The organism is Rhodococcus sp. I2R, from assembly GCF_020889545.1.
Lineage (GTDB): Bacteria > Actinomycetota > Actinomycetes > Mycobacteriales > Mycobacteriaceae > Rhodococcoides.
Window position 1 is genome coordinate 136526 of record NZ_JAHUTG010000006.1, and the last position, 20758, is coordinate 157283.

The following is a 20758-nucleotide window of genomic DNA, read 5'->3' on the forward strand; positions in this document are numbered from 1 at the left end:
GGCCCCGGTGCCACCGGAACTGTGCAGCATTCTCAGCGCGAGGGAACGTCGCCGTCGTCGGGTAGCGGCGCGACGACATCGACGTACTCCGGGAGGAGCGGCTCCACCGCAAACTTTCCGGACACTACATCCGGTGGAAGCGCCTGCACCGCCCGCACGTCAGCCCGGTCGGCCACCTCGGTCAACTCGGCCGCAGTCCCGCGCACCACCACCGTCACCACGCACGCGCACCCGTCGAGCAGACGTTGCTGCGACACCGCGGCGATCTGCGCCTCCCGGTCCCCCACCCCGAACGATCCCTGCACCTGGCTCGCTGCACGCACGGTCGAATTCAGTACCGACCGTGCGCTGCCCGACACTCCGACGGTGAGTATCGGAGTCTGCACACGATCGAGCGGAACACGCACCAACACCTGCGAGATGCGAATCCCGTCGGCGACGGCATAGGCCTGTTCGGCAGTGAGTTCGCGATCGAACGACACCGAGCCCCATCGAGGTTCGGTGCTGTCGGTATCGCGACTCTCCTCGGCGCGGGCCAGGTAGTCGGCCACCGGCTCACCGCTGTCCGGGCCGAGCCGGTCGGTGCTCACACCCAATTGCCGCACCGGATTCAGGTGCCCGATCACGGCGAGTGCCCCGATCACGGCAGCAGCGGCAACCACGCCGCCGAGCGCACCGGAGGCTCCCCTGCTGCGCATCACGCCTTCCGGAGTACCTCGAGCGCGTGCTCCAGATCCGCGGGGTACTTGCTTTCGATTTCCACCCACCGGCCATCGGACGGGTGTGCGAATGCCAGCGATTTCGCATGCAACCACTGTCGTTCGAGGCCGAGCCTTTCCGCAAGACGCGGATCCGCCCCGTACGTCAGATCACCGCAGCACGGATGCCGCAACGCCGAAAAGTGCACGCGGATCTGGTGCGTACGTCCGGTCTCGAGGTGCACATCCAGCAGGCTCGCCGCCTGAAAAGCCTCGATGGTGTCGTAGTGAGTGACACTCTCCTTGCCATCTGCGCGCACCGCGAACTTCCAGTCGTTGCTACCGTGCCGAGCGATGGGCGCATCGATGGTTCCGCTACTCGGATCCGGGTGCCCCTGCACGAGAGCGTGATAGCGCTTCTCGATCGTCCGCTGCTTGAACGCTCGCTTGAGCAACGTGTACGCACGCTCGGAGGTCGCGACGACCATCACCCCGGACGTACCCACATCCAGACGATGCACGATCCCCTGACGCTCGTGTGCACCCGAAGTCGAGATTCGGAAACCCGCTGCAGCCAGGCCCCCGATGACGGTTGGGCCGGTCCATCCGACGCTGGCGTGTGCCGCGACACCGACGGGCTTGTCCACGGCAACGATGTCGTCGTCCGCGTAGAGAATCTCCATGCCCTCGACGGGTTCGGCTTCGATGCTCAGTTCGCGTGCTGGTTCGGGCAGTTGCACCTCGAGCCAGGTTGCCGCCGACAATCGATCGGACTTGCCTACAGCCGAGCCGTCGACGTGCACCGAGCCTTCCTCTGCCAGAGTCGCCGCGACGGTTCGCGAGAGACCGAGAAGCCGCGACACTCCCGCATCCACTCTCATGCCGTCGAGGCCGTCCGGCACCGGCATCGATCGTGATTCCCTCATTCTCGACCCGCCGACTTCGTATCGGCATCGTCCTTGGTGGACCGCACACGCTCGCCGTTGGGTTCGAACCCGAAGAGCGTCAGCACCACGAGCATGATGGCACCACACACGATCGACGAGTCGGCGACGTTGAACACCGGCCACCACCCCACCGAAACGAAGTCGACGACGTGGCCTTGCAGCGGACCCGGCGCGCGGAAGAAACGATCGATCAAGTTGCCCAGCGCGCCACCGAGAACGAGGCCGAGGCCGAGGGCCCACAGCGGCGAACGCAGTGTCCGCCCGATCCGAATGACAGCGATGACCACGCACACCGCGACGATGGTGAGAAGCCACGTCATCCCGGTTGCCATCGAGAACGCCGCCCCGGGGTTGCGTACCAGTCGAAGAGTGACGACATCGCCGATGATCTCGACGGGATTGCCCGGTTGAATCCACCGCACTGCCGCGATCTTGGTGACCAGATCCAACGCGAGGACGACGAGGGCGATCGTCACCAGCATGGAAGTTCTGAGCGGCTTCGGCGCCGCGGTAGCCACAGAAGCCGCGGCGGGCTCGCTACCGTCCGGCGGCGTTTCGACGGGCGTCGCTGATTCGTCACCGGAGTTCAGGGCAGAATCCAGGCTTTGTTCATCGGTTTCATGGCTGGTCGAATCGGTCGGGCGGTCATCACTCACACCTCTATCATGTCGCATCATCGCGATGGCGCCGCCAACAGGACCTCCGGCGGCCGGCATCGCGTGTGTTCGCGGCGGGAGCGGCATACGTAGCCTGGTGGCCGTGATCTCGATTTCCGAAACTTCGACACAGCGTCTGCGTGCGCTTGCCGCCGCCACGGCCGCGGCTCTTCTGCTGGCAGGGTGCGGTACCGCCGAGGACGATGCGCCGACGGACACCGACGTGTCCACGTCACCGTCGGCGATATCTCTTCCGGTCACCCCGGTGACGATCGAGTTGGTCGACCCTGGAGCAGAACCCCGCAGTTCCCTGACCTACGAGCCGGCCGGAGAGCAGTCGGTGGTGTTGACGACGAGCTCGACTGTCTCCCAGCAGATCGACGACCAGGCGGCACAGGACTTCTCCACCCCTGAAATCACCCTGCCGTTGACCGCCCAGGCACCGGAGTCCGACGCAGGCGGTGAGATCAGACTCCGCATCGGGACACCTATGTCCGCGGACCAGCGGCTGACCGAGGCCCTTGCCGTCGCCGAAGGATCCGAAGCGGGGCTGACGGTCACCGACACCGGCGCCGTCACCGCCCTGAGTATCTCGCCGAATGCCGACGCCGAGGATGCTGCCCGGGCCGCGATAGAACAGGCGCTCAATCAAGCCGTGTACCGTTCGATCTCTTTCCCGTCCGAGGACGTCGGAGTGGGCGCTGTCTGGACCACAGAGCAGCAGGTCGTCAGCGGGTTGACGCTCAATCAGACAACTACGGCCACGCTACGAGAGCGAGACGGCGACCGCCTGACCATCGATCTGCGCATCGATCAGACGCCCGAGTCGGCGACGCTGGAACTGCCCGACGATGCAGGCCAATTGGCGATCGATACATACACGATGTCCGGTACCGGCACGCTCGAGTTCGACCTGGGTCGATCGCTACCTGTGTCCGGCGAAGTCACCGTCGCGGGTGAGCAGCAGTACAGCGACCCCGAGGGGACGACGGTGTTGCGGCAGGACATCAGCGACACACTCCGGTGGAGCACCCCGTGAGGCGCGCACGTGCGGTCGCCCCCGCGTTTGTCTCTGCGTTCGCCTCTGTGGTCGCGGTCGCCGGTCTGGTCGCCTGTGGGTCTCCCGAAAGCGAAGCTCCGGACGCCGACACGTCCGTACCGGCCGGAGGTGGATTCGGCCCGCAGAGTGTCGCGCCGGACCCACTGCTGGGATCGACTATCACCGATCCGATAGTGCTCGAGTCGTCGATGCTGGCGGCACAGGAGCTCCCCGCCGGGTACGCAGCGATTCCCGATCCGGTCCGCGATCTCGGGCTCGATCCGGCACCCGATTACGACTCACCGGACCGATCCGGCACCGATCCCGACGAGTGCGCGAACGTGCTCGCACCGATCTCGGAACAGCGTGCGGATGCATCCTCCGATGCCGTGGTCCGCTACTCCGGGCCGAACTTCTCCTCGATCGACGAGGACGCCGCCAGTTATCTCGACGACGAAGCCGCTCAGGTGTTCGGCGCCGTGCAAGAGACGTTCGCCGGGTGCGCCACCTACACCGGTACCGACGCCGACGGTTTCGCCGTCGACTACCGACTCGAACCCCGAGATCAGGAAACGATCGGCGACGCGTCCGCGTCGGTTCGGCTCACCACGACGAGCGAGGGATTCAGCCTAGTCTCCGAAGCAGTGGTGGCCGTGGTGGACCGCACGGTGATGCAGTTGGTCGTAACCAGCCAGGAAGGCGCCGATCCCGCGGCCGTCACAGACCTGGCGAAGACCGCCGCCGAAAAGATCCGCGGCGCGAACACCGGCGTCTGACCCAGCCCGTCACAGCACAATGACCGTCACAGCACAGGCCCGTCACAGCACAATGCCGGTGTACTCGCCTCGAGTGGGAGAGCACACCGGCATCAGTGTGTGGAGACTAGGCAGCAGGCGGGCATGCGGGCGAGGTCAGCCCTGCGACCTGAACCAGACCACAAGCGTTCTCTCGCGACAACTTCCATACGCCGTCCTCGGCAACGAAAGTGAAGCTGCCCGGGTTGGCCTGACCGTTGATGGTCAAGGTCGCACCGGCGTTCAGAGTGCCGTCACCAAGATCGTCGACACTGGTGATCTCGATCTGAGCACCGTTCTGGACCGCCGCGGCAGCAACCTGGTTGATCAGCTCAGGATCCTCTTCGGCACCCTGGATCAGCAGTGCCTTCTCCTCGACCGGAACGGCCGGGTCGAGCCCGCGCAACAGTTCGCCGTTGAGCTCCTCCGCGCTGGGCACCGGCGGGTAATCGCCCGAGGGCTCGACCGGAGCGGCTTCCGAAGTCGGTGCCGCCGCCGTCGTCGTGGCGTCGGCGTCGTTGTCGCCCTCGTCCGATCCGCAAGCGGTCATCGTCAGCGCTGCGGCAATAGCGACGCCGGCAACCATGGTCTTTCGGGTGTTACGAAGCTTCAAGTGCTCTGTCCCTTCATCTGTTCTACTCGGTCACCGGTGACAACGGAGATCGTCCGATATTCGTTCGTCTCGGGCCGCTCCACTATGCCACCCGAGAACTCGGGCGTGAAGTACCAACCCTACCCGCCGGTAAGAACGGGCTACTCCAAACTACCGAGCGCATCCGCCACGACCAGCATGTCGTCCCCGTCCGCAAAGGTACGTGCCCGCCCTGGCCCAGAGGACCGAGTTTCGAATCGAACTGTCACCACGGAGTGACCTGCCCCCTGAATCCATCCGTGTCCATATTCAGGATGCCGTACATCCATGCCCGGGTGCCAGCTCGATCCGCCCTCACCGCCCTCACCGACCAAGGTGCCTTCACGATCGACATCGAGCGCCGGCGTCGCAGTAGCCTCCCCCACCGCGACGGCCTCCCCCACCGAGTTCGGGGAGTCGTACTCGAGCTCCGGAAACAACGATCCCTGCCGCACCGACGATAACCCGGCCAGACTGACTCCTACGAGGCGAACGGGTCCCAGCTCGACCGGATCGAGCACTTGACGCTGAGCCGTCGCAACGATCGTCTGCAGGTCGACGGTTGCGTAGGGAAGGGTGAGAGAACGCGTGATGACGCTCATGTCCGATTTCCGAAGTTTCAACACGATCGTTCGCGCACCGCGTCCGTCCTTGCGCAACCGCTCGTGCGCAGCCTCGGCGCTTCTGTCGACGGCGGTGCGCAACTGAGCAAGTGTGACGATGTCGTGCGCAAATGTCGTTTCCGCACTGACCTGTTTGGCCTCGCCTCGCTCGGCGACGGCGCGATCGTCGATCCCCCGCGCCAGCTTGTGCAGACTCGGCCCCACGGTAGCGCCCAGAATCGACGCCGCTTCGGACTCCGGTGTCGCGACGAATTTGCCGATCGTGTCGATTCCGAGTCGGCGCAACTTGTCCTCGGCTACGGGTCCGATACCCCACAGTGTGCGGACTGGCAGGGCTGCCATCAGCTCCGTTTGTTCCTCGGGCGTGACCACCGTGACACCGGCGGGTTTCGCGAGACCGGAGGCAATCTTCGCGATCTGCTTACCGGAACCCGCGCCGATGGAAGCGACGAGCCCGGTCTGCTCCTGAACCAGGTTGCGAAGCATCTCGCAGAATTCGGCGACCTCGGACGCCGTGGCACCGACCAGTTCCGGTGGCTCCCCGAATGCCTCGTCCATGGACAACTGTTCGAGTACAGGCATCCTGCCGCGCAGGCCCTCGAACACTCGACGGCTGAGCGCTTGATAGAGGGCACCCCGCGGCGGGAGCACCACAGCCGAGGCGCCCACCAGCCTGCGCGCCTGATGCATGGGCATCGCCGAGCGCGCGCCGAACACCCGCGCCTCGTAGCTGCATCCGGCGACGACACCGCGGCCCCCGGCGCCGCCCACCAACACCGGCCGTCCCCTCAGCGTGGGACGGGTCAACTGCTCCACGGACGCGAAGAACGCGTCCATGTCGAGGTGCAGCACCCATCGCCTACCGCGGGATTCGGTCACGATCGAAAAATACTCTTCGCCGCGATCATGCGGTGCCGGTGTCGTTCTCGGCCGCGTCGAGGTGGAAGTCGAGCACTTCGGCGGCCCGGCGCGGCGACGGGTCCGCCCACATCTCCGCGTACACGTCGTTGGCGGCCAGCGACCTCACCTCGGCCCTGTCGATATACAGCGTGCCGTCCAGGTGATCGGTTTCGTGCGCGACGATGCGCGCCGGCCAACCCTCGATGGTCTCGTCGATTCGACCACCGTCGAGGTCCTGGCAGCGCAGCCGGACGACTGCGCTGCGCGAGACCACGGCCTGGTACCCGGGAACGCTGAGACATCCCTCGTAGAAGGATCGGCGCCCTGCACCGATGTGGGTGTACTGCGGATCGACCAAGACCCGAAACGGCAGCGGAGTGCGCTCACGTTCGCGTGCTACTTCCTCGGCCACCTCGTACGTATCCTCGATCACCGCCAGCCGCAACGGGATTCCGATCTGAGGGGCGGCCAATCCGACGCCGGGCGCGTCGTGCATCGTCGCGCGCATCACCTCGACGAGTCGTTCCAGAGTGCGCTGTTCGAGCTGATCGACGCGCCCGACCGCCGGCGTCCGCAACACGGGTTCACCGACCGGGACGATCGGCACAACTCCGTCACGAGCCTCCGAGAGAAGCTTGCGGACGGTCTCCTCCAGCGGCCGGCGCAACGTCACTTCGCCCGCGTGATCCGAGCGCGCACGCCCTCCCCCAGGTCCAGCGCACCGGAGCCGGCAACGCCGCCCTCGGTGACATCACCGTCGACCAGAGTCAGGGCGAGGACTTCGCCCGAAATGAGGCCACGATGGGTGTCGAGCCACGTCCGCCGGTTCTCGGGCACCTCGATGACGATGTCGATCCGGTCGGACACGTCCAGGCCCATGCTCCGGCGGGCGTCCTGAAGCTCGCGGATACGGTCCTTCGCCCACCCTTCGGCTTCCAGCTCCTCGGTGATCCGCGAATCGAGCACCACCAGTCCTGCATTTCCGGGCAACGCAGCAGTCGAATCAGGCTCGGCCGCAACAAGTTTGCGGGTGTACTCGGCGGGCAGCAATTCGATGCCCGCAGCGTGGACGACGCCCACAGCATCCTCGTTCCAGTCACCCGCCTTGACTGCCTTGATCACCTTCTGCACGTCCTTGCCGATTCGAGGACCGGCAGCACGAGCGTTGACGACGAGCTCGAACTTCCCGTGAACCGCTACATCCTCGGTGAGATCGACCTTCTTGACGTTGACCTCGTCCGCGATGATGTCGGCGTACGGACGCAGACGTTCCGCATCCTCCGCAGCGACGGTGACCTCGGGCAACGGCAGTCGCACTCGAAGGTTCTGCGCCTTGCGCAGACCCAGCACCGTCGAGCACACCGTCCGCACCTCGTCCATCGCACTGACGAGTTCGGGATCCGACGGCAGATCCGTGCTCGACGGCCAATCCGTCAGATGCACCGATCGTCCGCCGGTCAAGCCGCGCCAAACGACTTCGCTGACCAGTGGCAGCATCGGAGCGGAGATGCGGGTCAGCACTTCGAGCACCGTGTGCAGAGTGTCGATGGCGTCGGCGTCCTCGGCCCAGAACCGCGAACGAGACCGTCGGACATACCAATTGGTGAGCGCGTCACAGAACGTCCGCAGCTCGTCGCACGCGCCGGCGATGTCCGTCTTCTCGAGCGCCTCGGTGATGGCGTCGCGAGTTGCAGCAAGCTTGGCGAGCACGTACCGGTCGAGCACGTTCGGCGAGTCGGTTCGCCACTGCCCCGGTTTGCCGGCGTAGAGCTGCAGAAAGCTCCAGGCGTTCCAGATGGGCAACAACGCCTGACGCACGCCCTCACGGATACCCTGCTCGGTCACGATGAGGTTTCCGCCGCGAAGAATCGGCGAGGACATGAGGAACCAGCGCATCGCATCACTGCCGTCTCGGTCGAACACCTCCTTCACATCCGGGTAGTTGCCCTTGGACTTGCTCATCTTCTGGCCGTCTTCGCCCAGCACGATGCCGTGCGCGGCAACCGTCTTGAACGCGGGACGGTCGAACAGCGCAGTCGCCAGCACATGCAGCGTGTAGAACCAACCGCGCGTCTGACCGTTGTACTCGACGATGAAATCGCCCGGATTGTGACCGTGTCGATCCCCCGTCGCTTCACTCGCCCCGTTGAACCATTCTTCGTTCTCGAACGGGAAATGCACCTGGGCATACGGCATGGACCCGGACTCGAACCAGCAGTCGAGAACCTCGGGTACGCGCCGCATCGTCGACTTGCCGGTCGGATCGTCCGGGTTGGGCCGGGTCAGATCGTCGATGTACGGACGATGCAGGTCATCCGGGCGCACACCGAAGTCGCGTTCGAGTTCGTCGAGGCTGCCGTACACGTCGAGTCGCGGGTACTCGGGATCATCGGATACCCACACCGGGATCGGGCTGCCCCAGTATCGGTTTCGACTGATATTCCAGTCACGCGCACCTTCGAGCCACTTGCCGAACTGTCCGTCCTTGATGTGCTCGGGAACCCAGGTGATCTCCTGGTTGAGTTCCACCATCCGGTCGCGGAACTTCGTGACAGCAACGAACCACGAGGGCACAGCCATGTAGATCAGCGGCTCACCGCTCCGCCAGCTGTGCGGATACGAGTGCTCGATGGTCTCGTGACGCAGCAGTCGACCCGCCGCCTTCAGGTCCTTGATGATGACGGGATTGGCGTCGAAGACCATCAAGCCCTCGTACGGCGGCACCAGAGAAGTGAACTTCCCGCCCGGATCGAGCGGCTGTACCACCTCGATGCCGTGCGCCGTTGCCACGTCCATGTCCTCCTCGCCGAACGCCGGCGCGAGGTGCACGATCCCGGTTCCGGAATCGGTGGTGACGTAGTCGGCTTGGAGGACCCGGTGGGCATTTTCGTGACCGAGGAAGAAGTCGAACGGAGGTGTGTACGTGAGGCCGACGAGCTCGGCACCGGTGTGCTCGGACAGCAGCTCCGGTTCCTCACCGAGCTCGCGCGCGTAGTGCGCGAGCCGCTCAGCAGCTAAGACGTAACGTTCGCCGTCGCTTCCGCGCACCTGGAGGTAGCGGATCTCGGGGTGAACCGCGATCGCCAGGTTCGATGGGAGAGTCCAGGGAGTGGTGGTCCAGATGAGCGCCGATGCACCATCGAGCGGCGATCCCGGCGCAGACAGCGGCATCGTGACGGTGACGGCAGGATCCTGACGCATCTTGTACGCGTCGTCGAGACGTGTCTCCTGGTTGGAAAGCGGAGTTTGCTCGTACCAGCTGTACGGAAGAACCCGGTAGCCCTGGTAGATCAGACCCTTGTCGTACAACGACTTGAAGGCCCACATGACGGACTCCATGAAGTCGACGTCGAGAGTCTTGTAGTCGTTGTCGAAATCGACCCACCGGGCCTGACGGGTGACGTAGTCGCGCCATTCGTCCGTGTACTGCAACACGGACTGCTTGCAGTAGGCATTGAACTTGGCGAGACCCATCTCGTCGATCTCGGACTTGTCCTTGATGCCGAGCTGCTTCTCCGCTTCGAGTTCGGCGGGCAAGCCATGGCAGTCCCACCCGAACCGCCGTTCGACCTTCTTGCCGCGCATGGTCTGAAACCGCGGGATGAGGTCCTTGACGTATCCGGTCAGTAGGTGACCGTAGTGCGGGAGGCCGTTGGCGAAAGGCGGACCGTCGTAGAAGACGAACTCCTCGGCATCAGCGCGGTTGTCGATACTCGCTTGGAACGTCTCGTCGTCCGCCCACGCTCGAAGCACTTTCTGCTCCAACTCGGGGAACGACACGCTGCCGGCCTTGGTGCCCGAGATGTCGACACGTGGGTACCGGTCTCCGACGGGAAAAGCCGCAGTCTCCTGGAACTGAGCGCCGGCCTGGGACTGTGCGTCTTGTTGGGACATGATGCTCGCTTCCGTGCCGTCCGATCCGCATGCGAATCGGCGATGTCGTTCGGCACGGGGACGATGACCGACGTGTGGACGTCAGTACCGCGGTACCACCCCGTTTGCGGCAGGTTCATCGATCGATGAACCTGCCGCCACTCGCACAGGCTGTGACGGGCCGACCCGTTCGGTTCTACTGAGCCCCACAGAAAAGGGGCCGTTCTTCCGAAGACTCCCCGGTGATGGCCGGATCAACGCCTGAAAAGCTCTTTGCGTCGATAGTACGACGCGCCCCCCGTTCTACTGCTCAGGAGGGTTGCTACGCCCGGTCAGTGCGCCGACCAGTAACAGCACAGCGCCGACGATACAGACCGCGATACATGCCCACGCCCATACTACGGAACCGGTAGTCAACGCGACCACCAGCAACGCAAAGCCGATTCCGGCCGCACACAAGGTCAGAACCAGCACAGCATTCCTCGCTCCGGACGAGCCTCACGGCTGTCGTCGGATCCAGGACGGGCCGTCACGCGCCGAGCCAGGAACAGACGAGAGTCAGTTGTTTCCCTTGGCATAGGACTGGCTGTATCCGGACGACTGATTGTCCTGGTTGAAGCTGTCGGAACCATTGTCCACCGGGAGTGCCGACGAACGGTTCTCGAGCTCCTCGAGCTGCGACTCCAGGTAGGACTTGAGCCGAACACGGTACTCGCGCTCGAACGTCTTGAGCTGCTCGATACGACCCTCGAGGACCGAACGCTGCTCGTTGATCGTCGCCATGATTTCGGTGTGCTTACGCTCGGCATCGGCCTGCAGGGCATCTGCCTTTTCCTTGGCCTGGCGCAGCTGCGTCTCGGAACGGGTCTGCGCGTCCGTGACGAGCGACTCGGACTTCTGACGGGCGTCGGAGACCATCGCTTCGGAGCGCGTCCGAGCATCCGTGACCAGACGCTCCGCGTTGGTGCGCGCATTTCCGAGCAACTGCTCGGACTCGGTCTTGGCGTCGCTGGTGAGGCGGTCGGCCATTTCCTGGGCGAGGCCGAGGATCTTCGCAGCCTGCATGTTGGAGTCGCCACTCTGCGCCGCGGCAACCGGAGCTGCGGCAGGGGCGACCACGGGAGCAGGCTTCGGTGGCTCGACGGGACGCGCAGGCTCGGGGGCCTTCGACTGGACCGGCGCGGACTGCGCTGCGCTGCCCCTGGAACTCTTGGCATCAGCCAGTTCCTGGTCGAGCTCTCCCACGCGCTGGCGCAGGTCGGCGTTCTCTTCGATGAGTCGCGACAACTCTTGCTCGACGAGGTCGAGGAAAGCATCTACCTCGTCTTCGTTGTAGCCACGCTTACCGATAGGCGGCTTGCTGAACGCGACATTGTGCACATCGGCTGGAGTCAGCGGCATGGAAGGATCCCTTCACGCGTCTTGAGGCGGTAGAGCAAGCATTCAGTTTTATCCCATTCCGCACTAGCCGGAACAATCAAACTGTAACTGGCGTCCATTCTGTCACATCGGTCGCGCTGGTCGCGCGCGCCCGACGAAGTCTTACTGCGATAGTGCGATATTCACGACGCCAATGTCCGCACGATCGTCATGAGAATGAACACTCCGAACAGCAGCACCATGATCGAAAGATCCAGCCGAACACCGCCCAGATTGACCGGCGGAATCAGTCGGCGCAGGAGTTTCACCGGCGGATCCGTCACAGTGAAAATCGCTTCGAGAACGATCACCACGAAGCCGGAAGGCTGCCAGTCACGCGCAAACGACCTGATGAATTCGATGATGATGCGGCCGATGAGAAGCAGCCAGAATATGAAAAGTATGAAGTAGACAACCGCGAACAAGGCCACACGTCATACTCTGCCCGAAAACAACGGCTCGATCAAAGCGAGCAGGTCAGACGGTCATGCTGAGAGGAGCGGAGCGCTCTACTGGCTGTAGAAGCCCGTCTCGGCGATACGCCGACGTTCCTGGGGCGAGACGTCGATATCCGCGGGAGAGAGCAGGAAAACCTTGGTTGCGACCTTGTCGAACGATCCCCTGAGCGCAAACGCGAGACCCGCTGCGAAATCCACCAGACGCTTGGCGTCGGCGTTGCTCATCTCGACGAGGTCCATGATGACCGGCGTGCCGTCACGGAAACGTTCGCCGATGGTCCGCGCCTCGCTGTAGTCACGCGGGCGCAGGGTGGTGATCTTCGACAGAGCGCTGCCGTCGTCGGTGACCGGGCTTCGGCGCGACTCGGCGCGCACCATCGAATCACTACGCAGGCTCCGCTCCGGATCCATGCGCGTGTCCACGGCGAGGTTCCCACGGGTGGCCGCACCGCGCCCTCCGCCCGATGTCGAGCGCGAGGTTCGGCCGATCGGCGCAAGCGTCGGCGCAGATCGAGGCGCCTCGTAGTCGTCGTACTCGCCATCGACGTCGTCGAGGTCGTCACGGGTCGGCCGACGGGAGGAGAACGACGGCTTGACGAATTCACGATCACGCCGGTCGTCGAGATCGCCGTACGGATCGCGGCCACGCGAGGATCGATGAGAGTCCGGTTCGTCGAGGTAGTCGTCTTCGTAGTCCGCGAGCGGAACCATGCCGAAGTACGCCTTGAACTTGTGCAGGGTGCTCATCGATCTTGCCTTCCGTGGCGGGTGTCAACGTGGCCTGAGTGTCAGCAACACTGCCACTCGTCGAGCGCTGTGTCAGTTGTTACTGATGTGGTTTTCGGCCTGTACTGGCGAGGTTATCGGCCGTGAACCGAGTATTGCGGTACCGACACGCACGCACGTCGATCCGTGTCGCACTGCAGCTTCGAGATCGGAGGTCATGCCGGCCGACAACTCACTCGCACCGGGGTGCTGCGTCAACAATCGCTGATGCAGCTCGGCCAAATCCGCGAAAGCGGCGTCGGGATCGGCCTCGATCGGCGGCACTGCCATCAACCCGGACAATCTCAGGTTTGCTGCCGAGGCCACGCGGTCGGTCAACTCGTCGAGATCCCCGCGCTCGACTCCCCCACGATGAACATCTCCGTCGAGACTCACCTGCACCAGCACGTCCAGAGGTGCTGACCTGTCGCCGTCGCCGATCGCCTTGCCGACCGCTTTCGCCAGCGCGTCCACAAGTCGCGCACTGTCGACGGAATGAATCGACGTAGCCCAGCGGGCGACCGACCTTGCCTTATTGCGTTGCAGGTGACCGATCATGTGCCATCGGGCCGGTGCGGTGGCGAATACCTCGGCCAGCTCGTCCGCTTTCGCCGACGCTTCCTGTTCGCGGGATTCGCCGAACTCTCGGCAACCGAGCTCCCAGAGAATCTCGACATCGCTGGCGGGAAAGAACTTCGTCACCGGAAGCAGTCGGACTTCGTTGCTGCCGCGACCAGCCGACGTGCACGCTGCGCGCAGTCGCGCGCGGACGGACTCCAGCGCGGTCTCGATCTGGTGCGACCTGTCCGAGGGTGTAGTCATGAGCCCAGTCAAGCAGGTCCACTTTCCATCCAGATGACGCTCGCCATTCGGCCGGTCGGGGCGGATCGTCGATGACTGAACAGCGTGCGATCCTCGATGGTGCAGCGCGGATCCATGGCGACACCAGCGATTCCCGCATCGAGAAGTTGCTTCCTGATCCCCGCTCGAATATCGAGGCCAGGGGTCTTCCTGACGGTTGTGGTGGCGCTACCGGGCAGGTGGCGTTCGACATCGGCCTGCATCGCGGCGGGCACCTCGTACTGACGCCCACTCGCCGCCGGTCCCATGAAGGCCCCGATACGGCTCAGTTCGGCGCCCTGCTCCACCATGGCGTCGAGAACCCGGGTGACGATGCCGATACGTGCCCCGACTCGGCCGGCGTGCACGGCAGCGATGACTCCCGCATCCTCGTCGGACAGCAGCAGAGGTACGCAATCTGCCGTAAGCACGACCAACCCCAAGTTCCGTGTGGTGGTCACCACCGCGTCGGTGACGGGGATCGGATCCGACTGAGGGCCGTCCACCACGGTCACCGACCGGCCATGGACCTGTTCCATCCACACCAGACGGTCGGCGCCGAGACCTAGCTCACGACCCAGTCGGGCACGGTTGGCGGCGACCGCCGACGGTTCGTCTCCGACGTGGTCGCCGAGATTGAAACTGTCGAACGGCGGGGCCGACACACCCCCCGCACGGGAGGTGGTGACCCGACGAATCCTGAATGACTCTTGCGGCACCGTGGATCTACCGACGCATGAACGATGGCACGTCCACGTCGTCTTCACCGTCGTCGTCGGCAACCGGGACGCGGCGGCCCGAACCGGACTGACTGCTCGACCCGCCATTGGAACTGGAGGACGGTAGAGGCGGAAGCGTACTGCCGTTTCCACCTCCGACGGAGTCACGGAAGACCGCGCCCGACTCGACCGGTTCGGACGAACGCGAGGAGGCCACCTCGCCGGAGCGCGCCGAGCCGATCGGACTGCGAGTGGACGATGTGGACGCTTCGACGGGTCGGCGAGTAGGTGTGCCCCCGTCGAATCCGGCGGCAATGACGGTCACTCGCACTTCGTCGCCGAGCGAATCGTCGATGACGGTTCCGAAGATGATGTTCGCATCGATGTGCGCAGCTTCCTGCACCAGCGAGGCCGCCTCGTTGATCTCGAACAGTCCGAGATCGGAGCCGCCGGCTATGGACAGGAGTACTCCACGGGCCCCTTCCATCGAGGCTTCGAGGAGTGGTGAGTTGATCGCCGATTCAGCGGCCTTGATGGCCCGGCCTTCCCCACGCGAGGAGCCGATGCCCATCAGGGCGCTGCCGGCGCCCGACATCACGCCCTTCACGTCTGCGAAGTCGACGTTGATCAGACCCGGGGTGGTGATGAGATCGGTGATGCCCTGCACGCCGTTGAGAAGAACCTCGTCCGCGCTGCGGAAAGCATCCATCAAGCTGACCGCTGCGTCACCGAGCTGCAGGAGGCGATCGTTGGGGATCACGATGAGTGTGTCGCAGGATTCGCGAAGTTGCTGGATGCCGGTATCAGCCTGTCCGCCACGTCGTTTGCCCTCGAACGAGAACGGCCGCGTGACGACGCCGACGGTCAGTGCACCGAGCTTGCGGGCGATGTTGGCCACCACTGGCGCACCACCCGTGCCCGTGCCGCCACCTTCACCTGCGGTGACGAAGACCATGTCGGCACCTTTGAGCACCTCTTCGATCTCGTCTTTGTGGTCGTCGGCCGCTCTCCTGCCGACCTCGGGGTCGGCGCCGGCGCCGAGCCCACGTGTGAGTTCTCGACCGACGTCCAGCTTGACGTCGGCGTCACTCATCAGCAGTGCCTGGGCGTCGGTGTTGACCGCGATGAACTCGACTCCCTTGAGTCCCTGTTCGATCATGCGGTTGACCGCGTTAACGCCGCCGCCGCCGATGCCGACGACCTTGATTACGGCGAGGTAGTTGTGCGGGGGCGTCATTGGCTCTCGCCTTCCGTGGTTGTGTTCTGATGTCCCGAGCCTCGAGCCAAACCCTCAACCTAAACCACAGGCTCAGAGTTATGTCAAGTACTCGACGTTCGGAACGCTATTCACCGGGACCTCGATCCGCCACTAGGCGCGCCGAGGACACGGAAACAATTTCAGAAGTTGCATCACCGGCCGATGCCGATCCGGTGAAAAGTGCTACTTGGTGGTGGGGAGATCCGGACTCGACACGTCGATGATCTGTCCCGGCTGCGACAGCAGGGCAAGAGCGACAGCGGATTTGCGTTCCGCCTTGCTCCCATCCCCCCAGATGACAGTGCGTCCGTCGTTCAGCAAAAGAGACACGTCCGAAACGGAACTCGCACGCACTTCCACGACCAGAGCGCGCAACGCCGGTGACATCGAGTCGAGTATCGCCAACGCGACCTCGGTCGAACCGTCGCCGACGCCGGGGCTCTCGGTCACCAACCGCGGCAGGCCCGGCGGCGGCGGAGCAATCGCGAAATCGACTGCACTGGAATCCAACAGGTGCGTGCCGTCCGATTGATCGACGAAGACGACGGGAACGCGTTCGGTGACGGTGACCTTGACCGTCGAGGGGTAGACCCGCTGTACACGCACCGATGCCAGTGCGGGGATCGTTGCGACCCGCTGCGCCGCCGCACCGGCGTCGACGCGGACGAGCCTCTCCCCCAGCGTCACTCCGAGCTCGGCAATCACCTGCTCCTCGGCTACCGACTCGGCGCCGTTCACTTCGATCGCCCGGACCGAGAGCAGTGGGGTGAAATAGACCGCGGCCACACCCCCCGAAACGAGGGCGAGCACGGCGACCGCAATCATCACAGCCTTGCGCCGAGACCGCGATACGCGGCGACGTTCCTCATCACGGGCCCGACGCCGATCATCGCGCTCCGAGGGTTCCGAACCAGGGACTGTCGAGGCGTCCGTGCTCGGACGTCCCGACCGCTCCCGCCTGGACGTCACGTCGTGGCCCGGCCGGTCCCGTTCCCGAAATCGGTCTTGGACCGAAGTGCGTCGAGAATCGGACCGGCGAGCATCGTGACGTCACCCGCCCCCATCGTGATCACCACGTCCCCGGGTGCGCTCAGGGCTGCGACTTGCTTGGCTACGAGCGAGAGATCGGGTTGATAGTTGACAGGCTTCGTCACCGCCGATGCCACCAATGCACCGGTCACGCCGGGCAGCGGTTCCTCGCGCGCGCCGAACACGTCCAGCACGACCACCTCGTCGGCGATGCTCAGCGCCTCGCCGAACTCGTCCGCGAACGTTTCGGTTCGTGAGTACAAGTGCGGCTGAAACACCACGACTACTTTGCCGCGGGGCGCGGAATCCGGTACGTCCTTTCCAACGCCGGCGACGAGTTGCTGGGCGGCGTTCAGGACGGCACGCACTTCGGTCGGGTGGTGGGCGTAATCGTCGAACACCCGCACACCGTGCTCGCGTCCGCGCAGCTGGAACCGACGGTGCACGCCGCCGAATCCGGCCAGTCCAGCCAGCATGTGCGACGGCTCGGCACCGGCCTGGATGCCGGCGGTGAACGCGGCCAGGGCGTTGAGCGCGGTGTGCCGCCCGGGGACGCCGAGCCGCAACGTTCGCGGCGCGTCCTCTCCCTGAATCATCAGCTGCGCTACCCCGCCGACGTCCTCTGGCTCCCATTGCAGCAACCGAACGGCCATCTCGACGTCACCGGTCTCGGTGTCGGCCGATCCGTAACCGAGAACTCGTACACCGGGTAGCGCACGCGCCTGCACTCGATGCGCCAGTGCTGCTGAGCCCGGGTCGTCCATGCAGGCGACCAGCACGCCGCCGGGACCGAGCAGAGCGACGAAGTCGTCGAAAACCTGAACATAGGCCTCGGTGGTGCCGAAGTAATCGAGATGGTCGGCTTCGATGTTCGTCACGATCACGACGTTCGGTGTGTATTGGAGCAGCGAACCGTCACTCTCGTCGGCCTCGGCGACGAAAACCTCGCCGCTGCCGTGATGCGCGTTGGTGCCGGCCTCGTTGAGCTCACCGCCTACCGCGAACGACGGATCGAAACCGCAGTGCTGCAACGCGACGATCAGCATGGACGTGGTGGACGTCTTGCCGTGCGTACCGGAAACCAGCAGGGTGCGGTAGCCCTCCATCAGCGAAGACAGCACTGTTGGCCGTAGCACCACGGGTATGCCGCGCCGACGCGCCTCGACCAACTCGGGGTTGGTCTTCGGTATCGCCGCGTGGGTCGTGACGACCACCGTCGGGCCGCCGGGGAGAAGATCGAGCGCAGATGCATCGTGTCCCACCCGCACTTGCGCACCTCTGGCCCGCAGCGCGAGCACCGCCCTGCTGTCCTTGGCATCGGATCCGGAAACCTGGCCCCCACGGGCGAGCAGGATGCGCGCGATGCCGGACATCCCGGCACCACCGATGCCTACCATGTGCACCCGCGTCAGCTCTGCGGGAAGCTCGGACATGTCCGTCCCTTCACTTGTCACTTCGACTCACTCGTCACTGCGCCAGGGCCTCGCTTCTGTGTCTCGACGCCACATCGAGCACGATGCGCGCGACGGTCGTGGCTGCGTCACGATGACCTGCACTCGATGCTCCAGCGGACATCCGTGTCAGCGCCGCCGAGTCGGTGATCAACTCGACGATCTTCTCCGCCACATAGCGTGAGGTCAACGCACTGTCCGCGAGAAGTATGCCGCCTCCGGACTCGACGATCGGCCGGGCGTTGAGTTCCTGCTCGCCGTTTCCGTGTGGAAGAGGAACATAGATCGCGGGCAGACCGGTCGCCGAGACCTCGGCGACCGTCATCGCACCCGATCGACAGATCGCCAAGTCTGCGGCGGCGTACGCCAGGTCCATACGAGTCAGGTAGGGGACGGCAACGTACCGCGCGGCGGGCCTGCCATCGACAACGGCGGATTCGTTCACCGCGACGTCCACGGTGTTCTTCGGGCCGTGTGCGTGCAGAACGGAGATGCCGGCCTCGGCGAGCTCCGTAGCTGCGCCTGCGACGGCTTCGTTGAGTGACCTCGCACCCTGCGAGCCCCCGAAGACGAGCAGTACCGGTCCGTGAGACGGAAGGCCGAAATGCTCGCGCGCCTGTTCGCGGGTTGCGGCGCGATCCAGTCCGGTGATGGTGGGGCGCACCGGAATGCCGACGATCTCCGCCTCGTCGGAACCGCGGGCCTTGACCCCGCTACCCGGGACTGCTGCCAGGACGCGCCGAGCCAGCCGCGCGCCGACTTTGTTGGCGATTCCTGCGCTGGCATTCGCCTCGTGGACCACGATGGGAACTGCTCGCCGGCGACCCAGACCGCCGCGTGCAGCCAGATAGGCGGGTAGGGCAACGTAACCACCGAAGCCGACCAGCACATCCGCGTCGGTAGCGTCGAGCACGGCCCTGGTCCGCCGCACGGACCGGACGACCCGAGCGGGCAACCGCAGCAGATCCAGCGTGGGCTTGCGGGGCAGCGGTACCGGAGGTATCAGTTCGAGGCGGTATCCACGAGCAGGGACCAGCGTCGTTTCGAGGCCACGCTGGGTACCGAGTGCGGTGATACGCACGTCGGCATCGAGCGCACGGAGAGCGTCGGCTACAGCCATCGCGGGTTCGATGTGCCCGGCGGTGCCGCCACCTGCCAGGACGACCGACAACGGTTCAGTTGGAGCATTCACCCTCGATATCCTCGCCCATCGGGGTGCCTGCGCCCATTGGCGGGTTGCCCGCGGCCGCGAACACCGGGGTCCGCGCGCCTTCGACCTGGGACGGGCTGACGCTCTCTGCCCGCTCTGCCACCGACTTCGGCCATATCGCGACCACCGCGTGGTCGCGGTGCTGCCTCTCGCGCTTCGGATCGGCGGCGTTCGGCGGCCCCGAGAGCGGGGCGCGTCGAGCGAGAGCGGGCCGCGGCTGCCCGCAGTGGTGAGTAGGAGGCGGGCATCGGCAGGCGTAGCACCCGGTCGAGTCGAGACTGGTGGCCCGCATGCAGCGCCGCGATTGCCTCGGGCTCGTGCCGCGCAGCATTGGCGATCACTCCGAACATGAGCAGTGTGATCGCCGTAGACGATCCACCGTAGGACACCAGCGGGAGCTGCAGTCCGGTGACCGGCAGTAGTCCGACGACATACCCGATGTTGATCATTGCCTGTGCGAAAATCCATGTCGTTGCGCCGGCCGCGAGAAGGCGCAGGAATGGATCGACCGAACGCGCCGCGATACGCAGACCGGTGTAGACGAAGAGGGCGAACAGACCGAGCACGGCCATACAACCGATGAAGCCGAGTTCCTCGCCGATTATCGCGAAGATGAAGTCGTTGTGCGCGTTGGGTAGATAGCTCCATTTGGCCCGGCTCTGGCCAGGTCCGACGCCGAACAATCCACCGTCCGCGAGGGAGAACCTGGCCTGATTGGACTGGTATCCAAGTCCCTGTGGATCGTCTCCGGGGTTGAGCCATGCCTTGATTCGGTTCGATCGATACCCGGCCGTGAAGGCCAACACCGTTGCGGCAGCGAGACCACCTCCGACCAGGATTGCGAACAACCGAGCTTGGAGGCCAGCGAACCAAAGCAACGCAACCAGAATGATCCCGATGGCGATCGCGGTGCTCAGGTTGGGCTGCAGGACGATCAGTCCGGCCATGAGCAGCGCGGCCGGGACGAGTGGAATCAGCAGCGATTTCAGACTGGCGTGCTCGCTGCGCCGCGAGGCCAACAGGTGTGCGCCCCACAGGACGAGTGTCACCTTCGCCAGCTCGGAAGGCTGGAACGAGACTCCGGCGACGTTGAACCAGCGACGAGCGCCGTCCGCACCCTCGGAGCCGACGCCAGGAATCAGCACCATCATCAGCATCACGACGGACATGCAGAACAGCGGGAAAGACAGTTTGCGCAGCATGCGAACCGACATCCGCAGCGCGATGTAGAAGCCGACTACGCCGAGACCGACACCGATCAACTGCTGTGTGAAGAGCGAGTACGCGGAGCCGTCCGCCGCGTAGGCCTCGGGGGCCGAGGACGAGAGAACCATGACCAGCCCGAGGATCGTCAGCAAGGCTGCGACGGTCACGATCAGGTGAAACGATGCCAGCGGCCGTTCCAGCCACAGGCCGATTCTGGTGCGCGGCGAAGGTGACTTCCGCTC

The 20758-nt window shown here is 64.8% G+C and carries 20 protein-coding genes; 2 read left to right on the forward strand and 18 right to left on the reverse strand.

Translation table 11 applies throughout. The annotated features are described in order from the left end of the window. Nucleotides 1–32 precede the first annotated feature (32 nt). The 3 genes from KVY23_RS08000 to lspA are packed head-to-tail and all read right to left on the reverse strand — an operon-like array spanning nt 33 to nt 2319. Nucleotides 33–698: a hypothetical protein gene (locus KVY23_RS08000; protein ID WP_230555986.1), complete on the reverse strand. Its 666-nt coding sequence runs from the start codon at nt 696–698 to the stop codon at nt 33–35. After that, on the reverse strand, nt 698–1624 hold the full coding sequence (locus KVY23_RS08005; RefSeq protein ID WP_075840567.1) for an RluA family pseudouridine synthase: 927 nt from the start codon (nt 1622–1624) through the stop codon (nt 698–700). The genes KVY23_RS08000 and KVY23_RS08005 overlap by 1 nt, the downstream gene beginning before the upstream one ends. Beyond that, nucleotides 1621–2319, reverse strand: a complete 699-nt coding sequence (lspA, locus tag KVY23_RS08010) for a signal peptidase II (RefSeq protein ID WP_230556073.1) — start codon at nt 2317–2319, stop codon at nt 1621–1623. The genes KVY23_RS08005 and lspA overlap by 4 nt, the downstream gene beginning before the upstream one ends. A gap of 94 nt (nt 2320–2413) precedes the next feature. Between lspA and KVY23_RS08015 the strand changes: the two genes are divergently transcribed. Beyond that, the gene (locus tag KVY23_RS08015) at nt 2414–3340 is read left to right on the forward strand and encodes a hypothetical protein (protein WP_374108702.1); all 927 of its coding nucleotides are present in this window, start codon (nt 2414–2416) and stop codon (nt 3338–3340) included. Beyond that, nucleotides 3337–4116, forward strand: a complete 780-nt coding sequence (locus KVY23_RS08020; protein ID WP_230555988.1) for a hypothetical protein — start codon at nt 3337–3339, stop codon at nt 4114–4116. Before KVY23_RS08015 ends, KVY23_RS08020 begins: the two co-directional genes overlap by 4 nt. Nucleotides 4117–4222: 106 nt before the next feature. On the opposite strand, the gene KVY23_RS08025 is transcribed toward KVY23_RS08020, so the two are convergent. The 15 genes from KVY23_RS08025 to ftsW all read right to left on the reverse strand — a co-directional run bounded on the left by KVY23_RS08025 (nt 4223) and on the right by ftsW (nt 20683). After that, complete coding sequence (locus KVY23_RS08025) at nt 4223–4747, reverse strand: hypothetical protein (RefSeq protein ID WP_230555989.1); 525 nt, start codon at nt 4745–4747, stop codon at nt 4223–4225. Nucleotides 4748–4887: 140 nt separating this feature from the next. Next, nucleotides 4888–6240: a DNA polymerase IV gene (locus tag KVY23_RS08030; RefSeq protein WP_230556074.1), complete on the reverse strand. Its 1353-nt coding sequence runs from the start codon at nt 6238–6240 to the stop codon at nt 4888–4890. Nucleotides 6241–6292: 52 nt separating this feature from the next. Next, on the reverse strand, nt 6293–6961 hold the full coding sequence (locus KVY23_RS08035) for a peptide deformylase (protein ID WP_230555990.1): 669 nt from the start codon (nt 6959–6961) through the stop codon (nt 6293–6295). Continuing rightward, entirely contained in the window at nt 6958–10182 is a 3225-nt protein-coding gene (gene ileS, locus KVY23_RS08040) for an isoleucine--tRNA ligase (RefSeq protein WP_230555991.1), read from the reverse strand. The genes KVY23_RS08035 and ileS overlap by 4 nt, the downstream gene beginning before the upstream one ends. A 282-nt stretch (nt 10183–10464) precedes the next feature. Then, nucleotides 10465–10635 (reverse strand): hypothetical protein, encoded by a 171-nt coding sequence (locus tag KVY23_RS08045; RefSeq protein WP_230555992.1) that lies wholly within the window; start codon nt 10633–10635, stop codon nt 10465–10467. 84 nt (nt 10636–10719) lie between these two features. Further along, the gene (locus tag KVY23_RS08050) at nt 10720–11562 is read right to left on the reverse strand and encodes a DivIVA domain-containing protein (protein ID WP_075840564.1); all 843 of its coding nucleotides are present in this window, start codon (nt 11560–11562) and stop codon (nt 10720–10722) included. A gap of 161 nt (nt 11563–11723) precedes the next feature. Then, complete coding sequence (locus KVY23_RS08055; protein WP_075840562.1) at nt 11724–12011, reverse strand: YggT family protein; 288 nt, start codon at nt 12009–12011, stop codon at nt 11724–11726. A 78-nt stretch (nt 12012–12089) separates the two neighbouring features. Further along, nucleotides 12090–12785 carry a cell division protein SepF gene (locus KVY23_RS08060; RefSeq protein ID WP_075840561.1) on the reverse strand — a complete coding sequence of 232 codons (696 nt, stop codon included), beginning with the start codon at nt 12783–12785 and terminating at the stop codon, nt 12090–12092. Between the two features lie 72 nt (nt 12786–12857). Further along, nucleotides 12858–13625 (reverse strand): YggS family pyridoxal phosphate-dependent enzyme, encoded by a 768-nt coding sequence (locus KVY23_RS08065; RefSeq protein WP_230555993.1) that lies wholly within the window; start codon nt 13623–13625, stop codon nt 12858–12860. Between the two features lie 8 nt (nt 13626–13633). Continuing rightward, the gene (pgeF, locus tag KVY23_RS08070) at nt 13634–14362 is read right to left on the reverse strand and encodes a peptidoglycan editing factor PgeF (RefSeq protein ID WP_230555994.1); all 729 of its coding nucleotides are present in this window, start codon (nt 14360–14362) and stop codon (nt 13634–13636) included. Nucleotides 14363–14369: 7 nt separating this feature from the next. Beyond that, the gene (gene ftsZ / locus KVY23_RS08075) at nt 14370–15599 is read right to left on the reverse strand and encodes a cell division protein FtsZ (protein WP_230555995.1); all 1230 of its coding nucleotides are present in this window, start codon (nt 15597–15599) and stop codon (nt 14370–14372) included. A gap of 204 nt (nt 15600–15803) precedes the next feature. After that, complete coding sequence (locus KVY23_RS08080; protein ID WP_230556075.1) at nt 15804–16445, reverse strand: cell division protein FtsQ/DivIB; 642 nt, start codon at nt 16443–16445, stop codon at nt 15804–15806. Between the two features lie 140 nt (nt 16446–16585). Then, complete coding sequence (gene murC / locus KVY23_RS08085) at nt 16586–18082, reverse strand: UDP-N-acetylmuramate--L-alanine ligase (RefSeq protein WP_206509727.1); 1497 nt, start codon at nt 18080–18082, stop codon at nt 16586–16588. A 34-nt stretch (nt 18083–18116) separates the two neighbouring features. Continuing rightward, nucleotides 18117–19292: an undecaprenyldiphospho-muramoylpentapeptide beta-N-acetylglucosaminyltransferase gene (gene murG / locus KVY23_RS08090; protein WP_230555996.1), complete on the reverse strand. Its 1176-nt coding sequence runs from the start codon at nt 19290–19292 to the stop codon at nt 18117–18119. Further along, the gene (gene ftsW, locus KVY23_RS08095; protein WP_374108698.1) at nt 19289–20683 is read right to left on the reverse strand and encodes a putative lipid II flippase FtsW; all 1395 of its coding nucleotides are present in this window, start codon (nt 20681–20683) and stop codon (nt 19289–19291) included. Before ftsW ends, murG begins: the two co-directional genes overlap by 4 nt. Between the last annotated feature and the right edge of the window lie 75 nt (nt 20684–20758).

Bases quoted from the DNA above. Each gene is read 5' to 3' on its own strand.
- KVY23_RS08000 (WP_230555986.1), bottom strand. From the start codon at position 698: ATGCGCAGCAGGGGAGCCTCCGGTGCGCTCGGCGGCGTGGTTGCCGCT.
- KVY23_RS08005 (WP_075840567.1), bottom strand. From the start codon at position 1,624: ATGAGGGAATCACGATCGATGCCGGTGCCGGACGGCCTCGACGGCATG.
- lspA (WP_230556073.1), bottom strand. From the start codon at position 2,319: ATGCGACATGATAGAGGTGTGAGTGATGACCGCCCGACCGATTCGACC.
- ileS (WP_230555991.1), bottom strand. From the start codon at position 10,182: ATGTCCCAACAAGACGCACAGTCCCAGGCCGGCGCTCAGTTCCAGGAG.
- KVY23_RS08050 (WP_075840564.1), bottom strand. From the start codon at position 11,562: ATGCCGCTGACTCCAGCCGATGTGCACAATGTCGCGTTCAGCAAGCCG.
- KVY23_RS08060 (WP_075840561.1), bottom strand. From the start codon at position 12,785: ATGAGCACCCTGCACAAGTTCAAGGCGTACTTCGGCATGGTTCCGCTC.
- KVY23_RS08065 (WP_230555993.1), bottom strand. From the start codon at position 13,625: ATGACTACACCCTCGGACAGGTCGCACCAGATCGAGACCGCGCTGGAG.
- ftsZ (WP_230555995.1), bottom strand. From the start codon at position 15,599: ATGACGCCCCCGCACAACTACCTCGCCGTAATCAAGGTCGTCGGCATC.
- KVY23_RS08080 (WP_230556075.1), bottom strand. From the start codon at position 16,445: ATGATTGCGGTCGCCGTGCTCGCCCTCGTTTCGGGGGGTGTGGCCGCG.
- murC (WP_206509727.1), bottom strand. From the start codon at position 18,082: ATGTCCGAGCTTCCCGCAGAGCTGACGCGGGTGCACATGGTAGGCATC.